At 66.0% G+C, this 16,213-nt stretch carries 11 protein-coding genes; 8 read left to right on the plus strand and 3 right to left on the minus strand.

Annotated features, from left to right (window positions below; translation table 11 throughout):
• The first annotated feature begins 32 nt into the window (after window positions 1–32).
• The 7 genes from E7811_RS17030 to E7811_RS17060 all read left to right on the plus strand — a co-directional run bounded on the left by E7811_RS17030 (window position 33) and on the right by E7811_RS17060 (window position 7,992).
• A complete protein-coding gene (locus E7811_RS17030; RefSeq protein WP_136395885.1) occupies window positions 33–1,217 on the plus strand; it encodes a 2-aminoethylphosphonate--pyruvate transaminase in 1,185 nt (394 codons plus the stop codon).
• Window positions 1,218–1,250: 33 nt separating this feature from the next.
• Window positions 1,251–2,498, plus strand: coding sequence for a phosphonoacetate hydrolase (gene phnA, locus E7811_RS17035; protein WP_136395886.1), 1,248 nt, complete (start codon window positions 1,251–1,253; stop codon window positions 2,496–2,498).
• A gap of 13 nt (window positions 2,499–2,511) precedes the next feature.
• Window positions 2,512–3,951: a phosphonoacetaldehyde dehydrogenase gene (gene phnY, locus E7811_RS17040; RefSeq protein ID WP_136395887.1), complete on the plus strand. Its 1,440-nt coding sequence runs from the start codon at window positions 2,512–2,514 to the stop codon at window positions 3,949–3,951.
• 34 nt (window positions 3,952–3,985) lie between these two features.
• Window positions 3,986–4,825: an EamA family transporter gene (locus E7811_RS17045; protein ID WP_136395888.1), complete on the plus strand. Its 840-nt coding sequence runs from the start codon at window positions 3,986–3,988 to the stop codon at window positions 4,823–4,825.
• A gap of 119 nt (window positions 4,826–4,944) precedes the next feature.
• A complete protein-coding gene (locus E7811_RS17050; protein ID WP_136395889.1) occupies window positions 4,945–5,727 on the plus strand; it encodes a DeoR/GlpR family DNA-binding transcription regulator in 783 nt (260 codons plus the stop codon).
• Between the two features lie 94 nt (window positions 5,728–5,821).
• A complete protein-coding gene (locus tag E7811_RS17055; protein WP_136395890.1) occupies window positions 5,822–7,498 on the plus strand; it encodes a Na/Pi cotransporter family protein in 1,677 nt (558 codons plus the stop codon).
• Window positions 7,499–7,686: 188 nt separating this feature from the next.
• Window positions 7,687–7,992: an EF-hand domain-containing protein gene (locus tag E7811_RS17060; RefSeq protein ID WP_246020517.1), complete on the plus strand. Its 306-nt coding sequence runs from the start codon at window positions 7,687–7,689 to the stop codon at window positions 7,990–7,992.
• A 133-nt stretch (window positions 7,993–8,125) separates the two neighbouring features.
• Here E7811_RS17060 and E7811_RS17065 read toward each other — a convergent pair whose 3' ends face one another.
• Entirely contained in the window at window positions 8,126–11,587 is a 3,462-nt protein-coding gene (locus E7811_RS17065; RefSeq protein WP_136395891.1) for a pyruvate carboxylase, read from the minus strand.
• 191 nt (window positions 11,588–11,778) lie between these two features.
• Between E7811_RS17065 and E7811_RS17070 the strand changes: the two genes are divergently transcribed.
• Window positions 11,779–14,145 carry an ATP-dependent helicase gene (locus tag E7811_RS17070; RefSeq protein WP_136395892.1) on the plus strand — a complete coding sequence of 789 codons (2,367 nt, stop codon included), beginning with the start codon at window positions 11,779–11,781 and terminating at the stop codon, window positions 14,143–14,145.
• Between the two features lie 13 nt (window positions 14,146–14,158).
• Here E7811_RS17070 and E7811_RS17075 read toward each other — a convergent pair whose 3' ends face one another.
• A complete protein-coding gene (locus E7811_RS17075) occupies window positions 14,159–15,325 on the minus strand; it encodes a benzoate/H(+) symporter BenE family transporter (RefSeq protein ID WP_136395893.1) in 1,167 nt (388 codons plus the stop codon).
• Window positions 15,326–15,768: 443 nt separating this feature from the next.
• Entirely contained in the window at window positions 15,769–15,984 is a 216-nt protein-coding gene (locus tag E7811_RS17080) for a DUF1127 domain-containing protein (RefSeq protein WP_136395894.1), read from the minus strand.
• Window positions 15,985–16,213 lie beyond the last annotated feature (229 nt).

Raw genomic sequence — 16,213 nt, forward strand, 5'->3', positions numbered from 1 at the left:
AATCTGCCGCCAGCCGAACGGAGTGTCCCGCCATGCCGACCACCCCCGCCTTTCCGCCCCCGAAGATGGGAGAGCCCTATCTTTTGACACCGGGCCCGCTGACCACCGCCTACGAGGTCAAGCAGGCCATGCTGAAGGACTGGGGCAGTTGGGACGACGATTTCCGCGCCATGACGCGCGACCTGCGCGCGCGGCTTCTGGCGCTGCTTGGGCCGGGCGGGGCAGGGTATGACTGCGTGCCGCTGCAAGGGTCGGGTTCCTATTGTGTCGAGGCGATGCTGGGGTCTTTCGTGCCGAAGGACGGCAAGGTTCTGGTCCTGTCGAACGGGGCTTACGGCCTGCGCGCTGCGGCGACGCTGGATCAGATCGGGCGGGGGCGGGTGCTGTTGGACAAGGGCGATTACCTGCCGCCCCGCGGCGACGAGGTGGCGCGGATCCTGGCCGATGACCCGGCGATCACCCATGTCCTGGCCATTCATTGCGAAACTTCATCCGGCATCCTGAACCCGGTCGAGGAGATATCCGAGGCCACCTATGCCGCGGGCCGCAAGCTGTTGATCGACAGCATGTCGGCCTTCGGCGCCATCCCGCTGGAGCCGGATCGGATCCGGTATGAGGCGATGGTGTCTTCGGCCAACAAGTGCATCGAGGGCGTTCCCGGCTTCGGTTTCGTCATCGCGAAGACGGCCGAGATCGAGGCGGCCAAGGGCAATTCCCATTCGCTGGCGCTGGATGTCCATGGGCAATGGGCCACGATGGAAAAGACCGGCCAGTGGCGCTTTACCCCGCCCACCCATGTGGTCGCGGCCTTCATCGAGGCGTTGAAGATGCATCAGGCCGAAGGTGGCGTTGCCGCGCGCGGCGCGCGCTATGAACGGAACCGCGACGTGATGGTGGCGGGGATGCGGGCGCTTGGCTTTGAAACGCTGCTGGACAACCGTTGGCTGTCGCCGATCATCGTCACCTTCTTCTGCCCGGCCGATCCCGCCTTCGTGTTTGCGCGCTTCTACGACCTGATGAAGCAGAAGGGGTTCATCATCTATCCCGGCAAACTGACGGTGGTGGACAGCTTCCGGGTGGGCTGCATCGGGCGGATGGATGAACATGTCATGGCCCGCGTGGTCGAGGCCGCCCGCGCAAGCCTTGCCGAAATGGGCGTGGCCAGTGCCGCGCCCCCCGCCGCCGCCCTTGAAGAACGCAAGAAACTCGCCGCCTGAATCCGGCACGACCCGACCGACAAAGGAAGACCCATGCCCATCACCGCCCCCGTCGAGGCCAATGGCCGCACCTATCCCGCGCCCAAGGTCTGCGCCATCGCGATCTGCCTTGACGGATGCGAACCCGCCTATCTGGACGTGGCCATCGCCGAGGGGCTGATGCCCACGCTGAAACGCATCCGCGAAACCGGAACCGACCGGCTGGCCCATTCGGTGATCCCGTCCTTCACCAACCCCAACAACCTGTCCATCGCCACGGGCCGCCCGCCCGCTGTTCACGGCATCTGCGGCAACTACCTTTACGAACCCGAAACCGGGCAGGAAGTGATGATGAACGACGTGCGATTCCTGCGGGCGCCGACGATCTTTTCGCGTTTCTACGAGGCGGGCGCGCGGGTTGCGATGGTGACGGCCAAGGACAAGCTGCGCGCGCTTCTGGGCGCGGGGCTGCGGTTCGACGAGGATCGCGCGGTGGCCTTTTCCTCGGAACGGGCGGATACGACGACGAAGGCCGAACACGGGATCGACAATGCCAGCCGCTGGCTGGGCCGTCCGGTGCCCGAGGTCTATTCGGCGGACCTGTCGGAATTCGTCTTTGCGGCGGGGGTGAAGCTTTTGCGCGAATGGGCGCCCGACATCATGTATCTGTCGACGACCGATTACATCCAGCACAAGTTCGCCCCCGAGGAACAGGGCGCCAAGGATTTCTATGCCATGTTCGATCGCTATCTGGCCGAGCTGGACGAGATGGGCGCGGCAATTGTCGTGACCGCCGATCACGGCATGAAACCCAAGCATGACAATAACGGCCGGCCCGCCGTGATCTATGTGCAGGACCTTCTTGACGACTGGCTGGGCAAGGCCGCGGCCCGCGTGATCCTGCCGATCACCGATCCTTACGTCGTCCATCACGGGGCGCTCGGGTCTTTTGCCACGGCCTATCTGCCCGAAGGCACCGACCGGGCCGCGATCATGGCGCGGCTCGCGGCGCGGCCCGAACTGATCCTTGTCGTGGACCGGGACGAGGCGGTGCGCCGCTTCGAGCTTCCGGCCGACCGGATCGGCGATATCGTCATGATCTCGGGCGAGAACATGACGATCGGCACATCCGAACACCGGCACGACCTTGCCGCGCTGAAGGAACCCCTGCGCAGCCACGGCGGGCTGACCGAACAGGAGGTGCCCTTCATCGTCAATCGCGTGATGCCGGATGTGCCGGGCGAACCCGCCTTGCGCAACTTCGACGCCTTCTACTACGCCACCCGCGCGGCGGCGCTGTGATCCGGGGGACGCCATGACCGATATCCGACACGAAGGCATGCGCATCGGCGGGCAGGTGGTGTTCACCGACCGCGTGATCGAGGTGCGCTATCCCTACACGAACGAGGTGGTGGGCACCGTGCCCGCCGGCACCGCCGAACACGCGCGCCGCGCCTTCGACATCGCGGCGAACTACCGGTCGCGCCTCACCCGCTATGAGCGCAGCCAGATCCTGAAGCGGACGGGCGAAATCATCGGCGAACGGCGCGACTATCTGGCGAAGTGGCTGGTGCTGGAACTGGGCATCTGCTGGCAACACGCGGTTTATGAAACCAAGCGCGCGCAGGATGTCTATACCTTCGCCGCCGCACAGGCGCTTCAGGACGACGGGCAGATCTTTTCCTGCGACCTGACGCATAACGGCAAGAACCGCAAGATCTACACCAAGCGCGAGCCGGTCCGGGCGATTTCCGCGATCACGCCCTTCAATCACCCGCTGAACATGGTCAGCCACAAGGTCGCGCCCTCGATTGCCACCAACAATTGCATAGTGCTGAAGCCCACGGAACTGACCCCGCTGACCGCGCTGACGCTGGCCGATATCCTCTATGAAGCGGGCCTTCCGCCCGAGATGTTTCAGGTCGTCACCGGCCTTCCGGCCGACATCGGCGACGAAATGATCACCAACCCGAACGCCGACATCATCACCTTCACCGGGGGCGTTCCGGTGGGCAAGATGATCGCGGCCAAGGCGGTTTATAAACGGCAGGCGCTGGAACTGGGCGGGAACGATCCGCTGATCGTGCTGAACGATCTGGACGACGCCGATCTGGACAAGGCTGCGACCATCGCGGTGGCGGGGGCGACCGGCAATTCGGGCCAGCGTTGCACGGCGGTCAAGCGCATCCTGGTGCAGGAAAGCGTGGCCGACCGGTTCGTGCCCATGGTGCTGGAGAAGGCCAGGAAGATCCGGTTCGGCGATCCGATGGATCCGGAAACCGAACTGGGCTGCGTGATCCATGAAGGGGCTGCCGCTCTGTTTGAACGCCGCGTCTACATGGCCGCCGATCAGGGGGCCAAGGTTCTGTATGATCCCGGCCGCAAGGGCGCGCTTTTGCCGCCCATCGTGGTCGATCACGTCCCCCATGCCAGCGAACTGGTGATGGAGGAAACCTTTGGCCCCGTCATCCCCATCGTCCGCGTGCCTGACGACGATGCCGAGGTGATGCGGATTTCCAATTCCACCCCCTTCGGCCTGTCCTCGGGCGTCTGCACCAATGATTTCCGCCGGATGCAGGCCTTCATCGAGGGGCTCGATGTGGGCACGGTGAACATCTGGGAACAGCCCGGCTACCGGATCGAAACCTCGCCCTTCGGGGGGATCAAGGATTCGGGCAACGGCGTGAAGGAAGGCGTGACCGAGGCGATGAAGTTCTTCACCAACGTGAAGACCTATTCGCTGCCCTGGCCGTGACCGGGATGCGCGCGGCCGCGCGGCGGACCGCCCGATGACCCTGGGCGTGACCGCGATTGTCCTTTGCGCGGCGTTGATGCATGCGCTGTGGAACGCGCTGGTCAAGGGGGCGGGGGACCGGACGGTGATGCTGGGCCTGATCGCGCTTGGCCATGTCATCCCCGGTGCGGCGCTGGCGCTGAACCTGCCCCCGCCCGCGCCGGAAAGCTGGCCCTATATCGTGGCCTCTACCGTGATTCACTGGGGCTATTACTGGCTTTTGAACATCGCCTACCGGTCGGGCGACCTGTCGGTGATCTATCCGGTGGCGCGCGGGGCGGCGCCGCTGATCATCGCGATCACCGCCTGGCTTGCCCTCGGCGAGGCGCTGCCCGCCCTGGCCTGGACCGGGATCGCGGCGATCTCGGCCGGGATCTTCCTGCTGGCCCGCCCGGTGCCCGGCCATCCGGTTCACCGAACGGGGCTTCTGGCGGCCTTCGGCACGGCACTGACTGTCGCGGCCTATTCGGTCGCGGACGGGATCGGGGTGCGCAGCGCGGGGCAGGCGCTGTCCTACATCGCCTGGCTTTTCACCGCCGAGATCATCGTGGCCGTCGTCGTGCTGGCCACACGGGGCGAAAGGCTCCGGCGGATGGGCGGGCGGCAGGTGATGATCGGTCTGGCCGGGGGCGTGACATCCGGCGCGGCCTATGCGCTGGCGCTTTATGCCAAGACGCTCGCGCCCCTGGGCCTTGTCTCGGCGATGCGCGAAACCTCGGTCCTGTTCGCGGCGCTGTTCGGCGTCATCTGGTTTGGCGAGGGGCCGCGGCGGCGGCGGCTGATTGCGGCATCGGTGGTGACGATGGGGATCATCCTGATCGCCCTGGCTGGATAATCCCACATAATCGCACATTTTCGGCGCGATCGGGCGGCTTTCCTCTGGACATTTGTGGGAATTGGGTGTGACTTCCGGTCAGGGACGCGTGTCCGGAGGCCTGACAGGAGGCGCAGCGGATGGTCAAGACCATGGAACCCCATTCCACGCACCGCGAGGTGGAATTGCTGGATACGCTGCGCGCGCTTGGCGGTTCGGCGCGGACCGTTGCGCTGGCCGAGGCGCTGAACGTGTCCGAGGAAACGATCCGCCGCACGGTCAAGGCGCTGGCCAAGGCCGATCTGGTGCAGCGGGTTCATGGCGGGGTCTATCTGACCTCGAAAGATGCGATGTCGCCCGTCGCCTCGCGCCTGTCCAGGCGGTCGCGCGAAAAGTCGCGAATCGCGCAAGCCGCGGCCGGGCTGATCCCGAACGGGTCCTGCGTGTTTCTGGATGTCGGGTCCACCACGGCCTTTGTCGCGGAACGGCTGAAGGATCACCGCGACCTGACGGTGATCACCAATGCCCTGACCCCGGCGCAGACGCTGGTCGGGCGCAACGGCAACCGCGTGTTCCTGGCCTGCGGCGAGTTGCGCGAGGTTGAACTGGGCACCTTCGGCAGCGACAGCATCGCCTTTGTCGAACGCTTCAACATCGACTTCGCCGTGATGAGCGTGGATGCCATCGACCCCCAGACCGGGTTTCTTCTGGCAGGCGCCTCCGAGGCCGAACTGGCGCGCGCGGTCACGGCGCGGGCAAGGCGCCGGATCGTCGTGGCCGATCACAGCAAGTTCGGTCAGACCGCGCCGATCGTGGCCTGCCCGCCCGGTCAGGTCGATATCCTTGTCACCGACAGGCCCCTGAAGCCGGTGTTCGACGGCCGGATGCGGGACTGGGAGATCGAGGTGATATGCGCCGGCTGACCGGTGCGCGCAGGTCGGTGCTGGCCGGGGCGGGCGGGGAACCGCATCGCGCCCCGGGACGTTGTGGCAAAGGGAAGATCGTGGGGGATAGATCTTGGCGATCCTGTGGTTTCTGATCCATCTGGCCGGGGCAACGATGTTGCTGCTGTTCGCCGTCAGGATGGTGCGCACGGGGATCGAGCGCGCCGTCGGCCCGGCCTTCCGCGAACAGCTGACGCGCCCGCGCAGCGCGGCGGGCGGGGCGGCCCTTGGGGTGGCGCTGGCGGTAATCCTGCAAAGCTCTGCCGCCGTCTCGCTTCTGGTGGCTGGCTTCGCGGCTTCGGGCGGGGTGCCCTTCGCCAGCGGGCTGGCGGTGGTGCTGGGGGCCGATCTGGGTTCGGCGCTGCTGATCCAGATCCTGTCGCTCCGCCTCGACTGGCTGGTGCCGGTGCTGCTGGCCGTGGGCGGGATGCTGTTTCTGAAGACCGAGGGGCGCAACCTGAAGCAGGCCGGGCGGATCCTGATGGGGATCGCCTTTCTGCTGATCTCGCTTCGGTTCCTGCGCGAGACGATGGAACCGATCCGCGACAGCGGCCTTCTGCCCGCCATCGCGGGATACCTTGCGCGGGATTTCGTAACCGCCTTTCTGGTCGGTGCGGCGCTGGCCTTCGTGATGATGTCTTCGGTCGCGGCGATCCTGATGTGCGTCACGGTCGTCGCCGTCGGGGCCTTTCCGCTGGAAGCCGGGCTGTCGCTGATTCTGGGGGCGAACCTGGGGTCTGCGCTGATCCCGGTGTGGCTGTCGCGCGGGATGGAGCCTGCCGCCCGGCGCATCCCGCTGGCGAACCTCGCGCTGCGGGGCGTGGCCGCGATTGTCGCGGTCGTCGCGGTCAACCGGCTGCCGCTGGTCGAACAGCTGCCGCCGATGCCGCCTGCGCAGACGCTGATCGTGCTGCACATCGCCTTCAATGCGGCGCTGCTGCTGGCGCTGCCATTCCGCCGCCCGCTTGAGGCCCCGATCCGGCGGCTGATGCCCGATCCGCCCGCGCCGGGCCCCGAGGTGGTTCCGATCCACCATCGCAGCGCGCTTGATCCCACCGTCCTGTCGCGGCCCAGTATCGCGCTGGCCTCGATCCGGCACGAACTGCTGCGGATGCATCAGGTGGTGGCGGAAATGATGCTGCCGGCGATGGATCTGTTTTCCGATTACGACCGCGCGCGGATGAAGGCGATCCGCGCGACCGACGGGGTGGTGAACGCCGCCTTCGACGGCATCCGCCGCTATGCCGCGCAGATCGCCGCCGACAGGATGCGCGGCGACGAGGAAAAAGAACTTCGCGACCTGCTGGAATATGCCATCGCGCTTGAGGCGGCGGGCGACATCGTGGCCAAGGGCCTGATGTCGCTGGCGGACGAGATGCATGACAAGCGCGTCAGGTTTTCCGATGAAGGCGCGCGCGAATTGCGCGGGATGCATGACCGTGTGCTGTCCAACATGAACCTTGCCGCGCAGGTGCTGGTGTCCGGCGATGTGGAAAGCGCGCGGCTTCTGCTGTCGGAAAAGGACGAGATGCGCCATCTGCACCGGACGACCCGCAAGAAGCACCTGCGCCGCCTCAGCGCGGGCGAGGCGGTCAGCTTCGCGTCAAGCGACATCCATCTGGAATGCGCCCATGCGCTGAAGGAATTCAACGGCCAGATCACGGCGGTGGCCTATCCTATCCTGTTCCGCGAAGGCCAGCTTCTGGACACGCGGCTGATCACCCGGATGGAAGAGGAAATGGAGCGCTGATCCGGCTCCAGACGGCGCACGCATAGGTTGATTCGCGGTTGCAGAATCGGTCGTGCTGCAGGTGCGGAATCCAGCATGCAGACGCCAGATCGGGCGGGCCGTCAACGGGGTCTGAAACAGCTTTCACATCGCGGTGATGTTGCCGCTAGCGGCGTATTGGGCATCTTCAAAAATGGAAGGGAATCAGTATGTTCCGCCGCGAAGGTGAAAGCCTTCGTGTGCGGCCCGCATGGCCGTTTTCCCTGGAGAAACAAGAAATGAAGAAGATCGTTCTGACCCTCGGCGCCATCTCGGCTTTCGCAGTGGCTCAGGCCAATGCTCAGACCGTGGTGACCGATGCCGATGGCAATGGCACCTACTCGATGGAAGAGCTGCTGGTGGCGTTCCCGGAGCTGACCGAAGAGGTCTTCAAGGCTGCCGACACCGACGCCGACGGCGCCCTTTCGGCGGACGAGCTGAAGGCCGCTCAGGACGCCGGCAACATCCCGGCATGATCGCCTGACCGGATGATCTGACCGAACCGCCACGGGGCAACCCGTGGCGGTTTTCGTTTGGCCGAAGGGCCTTGAGACGGGCGGACAAGGCGGGCGGACAAGGGGGGCGGCCGGGGGGCCGCCCGGGTGCCGATCACTCCAGTTCGATCAGCAGGTCCTTCGCGTCGATCTGGTGGCCGGGCTGGACATGCACGGCCTTGACCACGGCGGCGCGGTCGGCGTGCAGGCCGGTTTCCATCTTCATCGCCTCGATGGTCAGCAGAAGATCGCCCGCGTTCACCTTTTGCCCGGCATGGACCGCGACCGAGGCGATGGCCCCCGGCATCGGTGCGCCGATATGGGCGGGGTTGCCTTCGGCCGCCTTCGGCTTGACCGCGGCCTTGGCCTTGATCGCGCGGTTCGGCACCCGGATGACGCGGGGCTGGCCGTTCAGTTCGAAGAAGACCTTCACATCACCGTCCTCGTTCGTCTCGCCCACGGTCTGCAGACGCACTTCCAGCGTCTTGCCGGGGTCGATCTCGGCGGTGATCTCTTCGCCCGGTTCCATGCCGTAGAAGAAGGTCCGCGTGGGCAGGGTGCGCACCGGGCCATACATCCGGTGGCGCGCGCGGTAATCGGTGAAGACCTTGGGATACATCAGGTATCCGTTCAGGTCCTCGTCATCCACGGCGCTGTCCTCGCCTTCCTCGTCGGCGCGGGTCAGGTCGCGGATCAGGCGCGCGCGCACGTCCTCAAGATCGACCGGGGCCATGTGGCTGCCGGGGCGGTCGGTGAACGGCGCCTCGCCCTTCAGCACCTTGCGTTGCAGCGCTTCGGGCCAGCCGCCGGGGGGCTGGCCAAGATTGCCCTTCATCATGTCAACGACCGAGTCGGGGAAGGCCACTTCGCTGGCGGGGTCCTCGACCTGCGCGCGGGTCAGGCCCTGCGCCACCATCATCAGCGCCATGTCGCCCACGACCTTGGACGAGGGCGTGACCTTGACGATGTCGCCGAACATGGCATTGGCGTCGGCATAGGCCTGCGCCACCTCGTGCCAGCGGTCTTCGAGCCCCAGGCTGCGGGCCTGCGCCTTGAGGTTGGTGAACTGGCCTCCGGGCATTTCGTGCAGCCAGACTTCCGAAGCCGGGGCGGGCAGGCCGGATTCGAAGGCCGCGTATTGCGCGCGCACCCCTTCCCAGTAGTTGGAAATCTCGCGGATCGCGCCGATGTCCAGTCCCGTGTCGCGGTCAGTGTTGCGCAGCGCCTCGACGATCGACCCCAGGCAGGGCTGCGAGGTGCCGCCCGAAAACGCATCCATCGCCGCATCCACGGCATCGACGCCCGCATCGCAGGCGGCCAGGATCGTGGCCCCGGCGATCCCCGAGGTGTCATGAGTGTGGAAATGGATCGGCAGGCCGACCTCGTCCTTCAGCGCCTTGACCAGACGCCGGGCCGCGGCCGGTTTCAGCAGGCCCGCCATGTCCTTCAGCCCAAGGACATGGGCGCCCGCCGCCTCAAGCTGACGCGCCATCGCGACATAGTATTTCAGGTCGTACTTGGCGCGGTTCGGGTCGAGGATGTCGCCGGTATAGCAGATGGTGCCTTCGCAGACCTTGCCCGCCTCGACCACCGCATCCATCGCGACGCGCATGTTTTCCACCCAGTTCAGGCTGTCGAACACGCGGAAGACGTCAACCCCGGTGATGGCCGCCTGTTTGACGAAGGCCTGCACCACGTTGTCGGGATAGTTGGTATACCCCACCCCGTTCGAGGCGCGCAGCAGCATCTGGGTCATCAGGTTCGGCATGGCCGCGCGCAGGTCGCGCAGGCGTTGCCAGGGACATTCCTGAAGGAAACGGTAGGCCACGTCAAAAGTGGCGCCGCCCCAGCATTCGACGCTGAAAAGTTGCGGCAGGTTCGCGGCATAGGCAGGGGCCACCTTGATCATGTCGATCGACCGCATCCGGGTCGCCAGAAGGCTTTGATGCCCGTCGCGCATGGTGGTGTCGGTGATCAGGACCTTGGTCTGGGCGCGCATCCAGTCGGCCACGGCCGTCGGGCCCTTCTGTTCCAGAAGGTTTCGCGTTCCCATCGCCGGTTCCGCCCGCAGCGCGGGCGGGCGCGGGGCCTTCACCACGGCAGCGGGGCGCGGGCGGCCTGCGGTTTCCGGGTGCCCGTTCACGGTGATGTCGGCGATGTAGGTCAGGATCTTCGTCGCCCGGTCGCGCCGCTTCTTGAACTGGAACAGCTCGGGCGTCGTGTCGATGAACTTGGTGGTGTAGGTGTTGTTCAGGAAGGTCGGGTGCTTCAACAGGTTGATGACGAATTCGATGTTCGTCGAAACCCCGCGGATGCGGAATTCGCGCAGCGCGCGGTCCATCCGCTTGATCGCCGCCCCTGGCGTGGGGGCCCAGGCCGTGACCTTGACCAGAAGGCTGTCGTAATAGCGGGTGATGACCCCGCCCGAATAGGCGGTGCCACCGTCCAGGCGGATCCCCATACCGGTGGCCGACCGATAGGCGGTGATCCGGCCGTAGTCGGGGATGAAGTTGTTCAGTGGGTCCTCGGTCGTCACCCGGCACTGCACGGCATGACCCGAAAGGGTGATATCCTCTTGCCGGGCGGTGCCCGTGGCCTCGGCGAGCGTCTTGCCCTCGGCGATCAGGATCTGGGCCTGTACGATGTCGATCCCCGTGACCTCTTCGGTCACGGTATGTTCGACCTGCACGCGGGGGTTCACCTCGATGAAATAGAACTTGCCCGTCTCCATATCCATCAGGAATTCGACGGTGCCCGCACATTCATAACCCACATGGGCGCAGATGCGGCGGCCAAGGTCGCAGACCTCGGCGCGCTGGTCCTCGGTCAGGTAGGGTGCGGGGGCGCGTTCGACGACCTTCTGGTTGCGCCGCTGCACGGTGCAGTCGCGTTCGTAAAGGTGATAGATCGCGCCATGCTTGTCGCCCAGGATCTGCACCTCGACATGCCGGGCGCGGGTGATCATCTTTTCCAGATAGCCCTCGCCGTTGCCGAAGGCGGCCTCGGCCTCGCGCCGGCCCTCGCGCACCTTGGCGTCAAGCTCGTCCTCGGACAGGATCGGCCGCATGCCGCGCCCGCCGCCGCCCCAGGACGCCTTCAGCATCAGCGGATAGCCGATCTCGGCCGCCTGCTTGCGGATCAGCGCCATGTCCTCGCCCAGAACGTCGGTCGCCGGGATCACCGGCACGCCCGCCGCCATCGCCACGCGCCGGGCGCTGGCCTTGTCGCCAAGGGCGCGCATCGTTTCGGCCTTCGGGCCGATGAAGGTGATGCCCGCCTTTTCGCAGGCCTCGACGAAATCGGGGTTTTCCGACAGCAGGCCATAACCCGGATGGATCGCGTCCGCGCCTGACAGTTTCGCCACGCGGATGATCTCGGGGATCGACAGATAGGCGCCCACCGGCGACAGGCCCTGACCGATCAGATAGGCCTCGTCCGCCTTGAAGCGGTGCAGGCCAAGCTTGTCTTCCTCGGCGTAGACGGCGACGGTCTTCTTGCCCATCTCGTTGGCGGCCCGCATGACGCGGATGGCGATCTCGCCCCGATTGGCGACAAGGATCTTCTTGAACTCGGCCATGGCGTCCCCTCCTTGGCGTGACTGGGGCGCACTTTAGGGGCGCTGCACTGCAGCGCAAGGCTCGGAAGCGTCGCAGTTGCAAAGTTTTGCGAAATATTCAGGCGGCCTTTGCACCTGCAAATTTCACCAGAATCCGAACGGAACAAGAACACTTCTTTCCCTTCCGTCCCGAACCCGCTACCTTGCACCGCATGAGCACCTTCGACGAGTCAGACGCCTTCGAGGCCGCCGCCTCGGTTCCCCTGTCGCGCCGGGCGATGGCGGCGCGGCCTGCGCCCTATCTGGACGATCTGAACCCCGCGCAACGCCAGGCGGTCGAGGCGCTGGATGGCCCCGTCCTGATGCTGGCGGGGGCGGGCACCGGCAAGACCAAGGCGCTGACTGCGCGGATCGTGCACCTTCTGGCGACCGGCCGGGCGCGGCCGAACGAGATCCTCGCCGTGACATTCACCAACAAGGCCGCGCGCGAAATGAAGCTGCGGGTGGGGCGCAACCTGGGCGAGGCGGTGGAGGGGATGCCCTGGATGGGCACTTTCCATTCGATCTGCGTCAAGATGCTGCGCCGCCATGCCGAACTTGTCGGGCTGAAATCGAACTTCACGATCCTTGATACCGATGACCAGATCCGCCTGCTGAAACAGCTGGTCCTGGCCGCGAACATCGACGAAAAGCGCTGGCCCGCGCGGATGCTGGCGGGTTTGATCGACCACTGGAAGAACCGCGCCTGGACGCCCGCAAAGGTGCCGGCAGCCGAGGCTTCGGCCTTCAACAACCGCGGGACCGAGCTTTACGAACAGTATCAAGAGCGGCTGAAGACCCTGAATGCGGTGGATTTCGGCGACCTGCTTCTGCACATGGTCACCATCTTCCAGGCGCATCCGGACATTCTTGAGCAATATCAGCGCTGGCTGCGCTACATCCTTGTGGACGAATACCAGGATACGAACGTGGCACAGTATCTGTGGCTGCGGCTTCTGGCGCAGGGGCACCGCAACATCTGCTGTGTGGGCGATGACGACCAGTCGATTTACGGCTGGCGCGGTGCCGAGGTGGGCAACATCCTGCGGTTTGAAAAGGATTTTCCCGGCGCGCGGGTGGTGCGGTTGGAACAGAACTACCGGTCCACCCCGCATATCCTGGCAGCCGCCTCCGGCGTGATCGCGGCCAATGCCGGACGTCTGGGCAAGACGCTGTGGACCGAACGCGAAACGGGCGAGAAAGTGCGCCTGATCGGCCATTGGGACGGCGAGGAAGAGGCGCGCTGGATCGGCGAAGAGATCGAGGCCCTGCAACGCGGCACACGCGGCTTCGACCCGGTCAGCCTAGACGATCAGGCGATCCTTGTCCGTGCCAGCCACCAGATGCGCGCCTTCGAGGACCGGTTCCTGACGATCGGCCTGCCGTATCGGGTGATCGGCGGACCGCGGTTCTATGAACGGCAGGAAATCCGCGACGCGATGGCCTATTTCCGGCTTGCCGTCAGCCCGGCCGACGATCTGGCGTTCGAGCGTGTGGTGAACACCCCCAAGCGGGGGCTAGGCGACAAGGCGGTGCAGTCGATCCAGCTTGCGGCACGAGGGGCTGGTGCGAACCTGATCGACGGCGCGCGCGAACTGCTGGCGCAGGGCGGCATCGGCGGCAAGGGCGCGGGGCAGTTGCGCGCCTTCGTCGACGGGGTCGACCGCTGGCATGCGGCGACGCTGGCGGGGGCGAACCACATCGAACTGGCCGAGACGATCCTGGAAGAGTCCGGCTACACGGAAATGTGGCAAAATGACAAGACGCCAGAGGCGCCGGGGCGTCTGGAAAACCTTAAGGAACTGATCAAAGCCCTTGAACAGTTTGAAAATTTGCAGGGTTTTCTGGAACATGTCGCCCTGATCATGGACAATGAATCCGAAGACGTTGCAGAAAAAGTATCAATCATGACCCTGCATGCGGCCAAGGGGCTGGAGTTTCCGGTGGTCTTTCTGCCCGGTTGGGAGGATGGTCTGTTCCCCAGCCAGCGCGCGATGGACGAAACCGGGCTGAAGGGTCTGGAGGAAGAACGCCGCCTTGCCTATGTGGGGATCACGCGGGCCGAACGGCTGTGCACCATTTCCTTCGCCGCGAACCGCCGGGTCTATGGCCAGTGGCAAAGCCAGCTTCCCAGCCGCTTCATCGACGAGTTGCCCGAGGATCACGTCGAGGTGCTGACGCCGCCGGGCCTTTACGGCGGCGGTTATGGCGCGGCGGCGCAGCCCTTCGGCGGATCGCGGATCGAGGAACGGGCGACGCGCGCCGATGTCTACAACTCGCCCGGCTGGAAGCGGATGCAGGACAACGCCGCCACGCGCCCGGTGGCGCAACCGCGCGAATCCCGCAATCAGGTCATTGACCTTCAGGCGGTGTCGGCCTTCACCGAAGGCGACCGGGTGTTCCACCAGAAATTCGGCTATGGCACCATCGTCGGGATCGAAGGCGACAAGCTTGATGTGGCCTTCGACAAGGCGGGGGTAAAGAAACTGGTGGCCCGCTTCGTCGTCCCGGCCGATCGCGCGGACGAGATCCCGTTCTAGGCGCGGCGCCGCGTCATCCGGCGCGACCCTGCCGCCATCGGGCGGCGGCGCGTTCCAGGGCCCAGACGGCCAGCCCCGCGACAAGCCCCCAGAACGCGGCCCCGATCCCGAAAGCCGCCATGCCCGATGCGGTCACGGTCAGCGTGACGACGGCAGGAAAGCGCTGGTCGGCCGCGGCGAAGGCCCCGGTCAGCGCACCCGTCAGCGGCCCAAGCAGCGCCAGCGCGACAAGTGCCGCCATCAGGTCGGCGGGAAGCGCCGCCAGAAGGGCCAGGATCACCGGGCCCGAAAGCCCCAGACCGACCCAGACCGCCGCATAGGCAAGCCCCACGCGCCAGCGGCGCGTCCGGTCCGGCTCCACATCCGGGCCAAGGCAGATCGCGGCGGTGATCGCGGCCATGCTGACGGTATGCGCGCCGAAAAGGCCGGTCAGCGCCGAAAGCCCGCCGGTGACCGCCAGCGCCGGGCGCACCGGCGGCTCGAAGCCAGCCGCGCGCAGGGTCGCGAAACCGGGCAGGTTCTGCGAGGCCATCGTCACCAGATAGAGCGGAACGCCAAGCCCGATCAGCACGCCGGGCGACCATTCGGGCGCGATGAAGGTAAGGCGGGGCAGGGGAAGGCTCAGCGCGGGCAGGGTGGCCGCGCCGCTGGCAAAAGCCACCGCCAGACCCGCCGCAAGCGCCGCCAGAACGGCAAAGGCCGGGTTCTTCAGCCGCACGACGGCAAAGATCGCGACCATGGCCAGCACAAGGCCGGGGCGTGCGACGGCGGCGGGCGCCAGCTTGAGGCAGAAGGGCAGCAGCACGCCCGCCAGCATCCCCGCCGCGATCCCGTCGGGGATTTTCGCCACGATCCGCCCCAGTGGCCCGATCAGCCCCGTCGCCGCCACCAGAAGGCCCGCCAGCACGAAGGCGCCCACGCCCTCGGCCATGCCGATGCCCGATGTCGCGGCGATCAGCGCAGCACCCGGCGTCGACCAGGCCAGCACCACCGGCACCCGGGATTGCGCGGAAAGAACGGCGCTTCCCACTGCCTTCGACAGGCAGATCGCCAGCACCCAGCTTGCCGTCTGCGCGGGCGTTGCCCCCAGTGCGGCCGCCGCCGCCAGAACCAGCGCGATGGTCGAGCCATAGCCGACCAGCGCGGCCACGAGGGCCGCCGAGATCATGGATGCGCGCATGGGGTGTTGTCCGCCGTGGTTCCTGTCCGTCGCCGCAAGGATGGACCGCGGCGGAGGCAGGTTCAAGACAAGGCGCGAAGGTCCGGGGAAGGGGAACGGATCGGCGGCACCCGAGGGAGGAGGAAAGGGTGCCGCCGCCGTTAGTCGCGCCCGGCTCAAGGGAGGAGGAAGAGCCGGTCGCTTGTCCGTCGGCCCGAGGGAGGAGGTAGGGCCGCCGAATGACTGAGGCCCGGTCAGGGCCTGAAGGTTTGTGCGGCGACCCCCGGGAGGAGGAGAGTAGGAGCCGCCGCAGGGCGCCTGTGACCCGAGGGAGGAGGAAGGGTCATCGGCGCATCACGCTGGAAGCCTGGGCTTCCGAAGAAAGGACGGCGGCACGAGGGAGGAGGAAGCGTGCCGCCGTTTTTGCATCGGGCCCCGGGAGGAGGTGGGGCCCGGCAAGAAGCTTACTTGCCGTAGGCCGCTTCGAGCGCGACCCGGGTCAGCATCGAACGGTGCAGGCCCAGATCGGCCAGCTCGCGGTTCGACAGGGCATTCAGTTCGGCCAGCGTCTGCTTGTAGACGCGGCGGCGGTTCAGGTCTTCCTTCACCGACTTGACGATAGCCGCCAGACGATCGGCAAGGCCGATATGGGCGACGCGGGAGGTGTTCACAAAAGCCATGTTACTCTTGCCTCGGTTCTGTTTGTTCTGGCGTCCGGTGCGTGCCTTGTGGCGTCCTGCCGGGCTGTCCGTTTCGCCGTTAGGGGTAACATGGGGCAAATGCTGCGATTGCACAATACGCCCAGCCCGCAATGCTGCCATGCAGCAATTGCATGGCAAACACGCCCTTTTTCCGCAACGTTAACAGGCACTTCGCCTGAAATTTGAACAATTGGTCCACATGGTCTTG

Origin of the sequence: Aliigemmobacter aestuarii, assembly GCF_004799285.1 — a bacterium.
Taxonomy (GTDB): domain Bacteria; phylum Pseudomonadota; class Alphaproteobacteria; order Rhodobacterales; family Rhodobacteraceae; genus Aliigemmobacter; species Aliigemmobacter aestuarii.

Coding starts and splice junctions, on each gene's coding strand:
- E7811_RS17030 (WP_136395885.1), top strand. CDS start 33: ATGCCGACCACCCCCGCCTTTCCGCCCCCGAAGATGGGAGAGCCCTAT.
- phnA (WP_136395886.1), top strand. CDS start 1,251: ATGCCCATCACCGCCCCCGTCGAGGCCAATGGCCGCACCTATCCCGCG.
- phnY (WP_136395887.1), top strand. CDS start 2,512: ATGACCGATATCCGACACGAAGGCATGCGCATCGGCGGGCAGGTGGTG.
- E7811_RS17045 (WP_136395888.1), top strand. CDS start 3,986: ATGACCCTGGGCGTGACCGCGATTGTCCTTTGCGCGGCGTTGATGCAT.
- E7811_RS17050 (WP_136395889.1), top strand. CDS start 4,945: ATGGTCAAGACCATGGAACCCCATTCCACGCACCGCGAGGTGGAATTG.
- E7811_RS17060 (WP_246020517.1), top strand. CDS start 7,687: ATGTTCCGCCGCGAAGGTGAAAGCCTTCGTGTGCGGCCCGCATGGCCG.
- E7811_RS17065 (WP_136395891.1), bottom strand. CDS start 11,587: ATGGCCGAGTTCAAGAAGATCCTTGTCGCCAATCGGGGCGAGATCGCC.
- E7811_RS17070 (WP_136395892.1), top strand. CDS start 11,779: ATGAGCACCTTCGACGAGTCAGACGCCTTCGAGGCCGCCGCCTCGGTT.
- E7811_RS17075 (WP_136395893.1), bottom strand. CDS start 15,325: ATGCGCGCATCCATGATCTCGGCGGCCCTCGTGGCCGCGCTGGTCGGC.
- E7811_RS17080 (WP_136395894.1), bottom strand. CDS start 15,984: ATGGCTTTTGTGAACACCTCCCGCGTCGCCCATATCGGCCTTGCCGAT.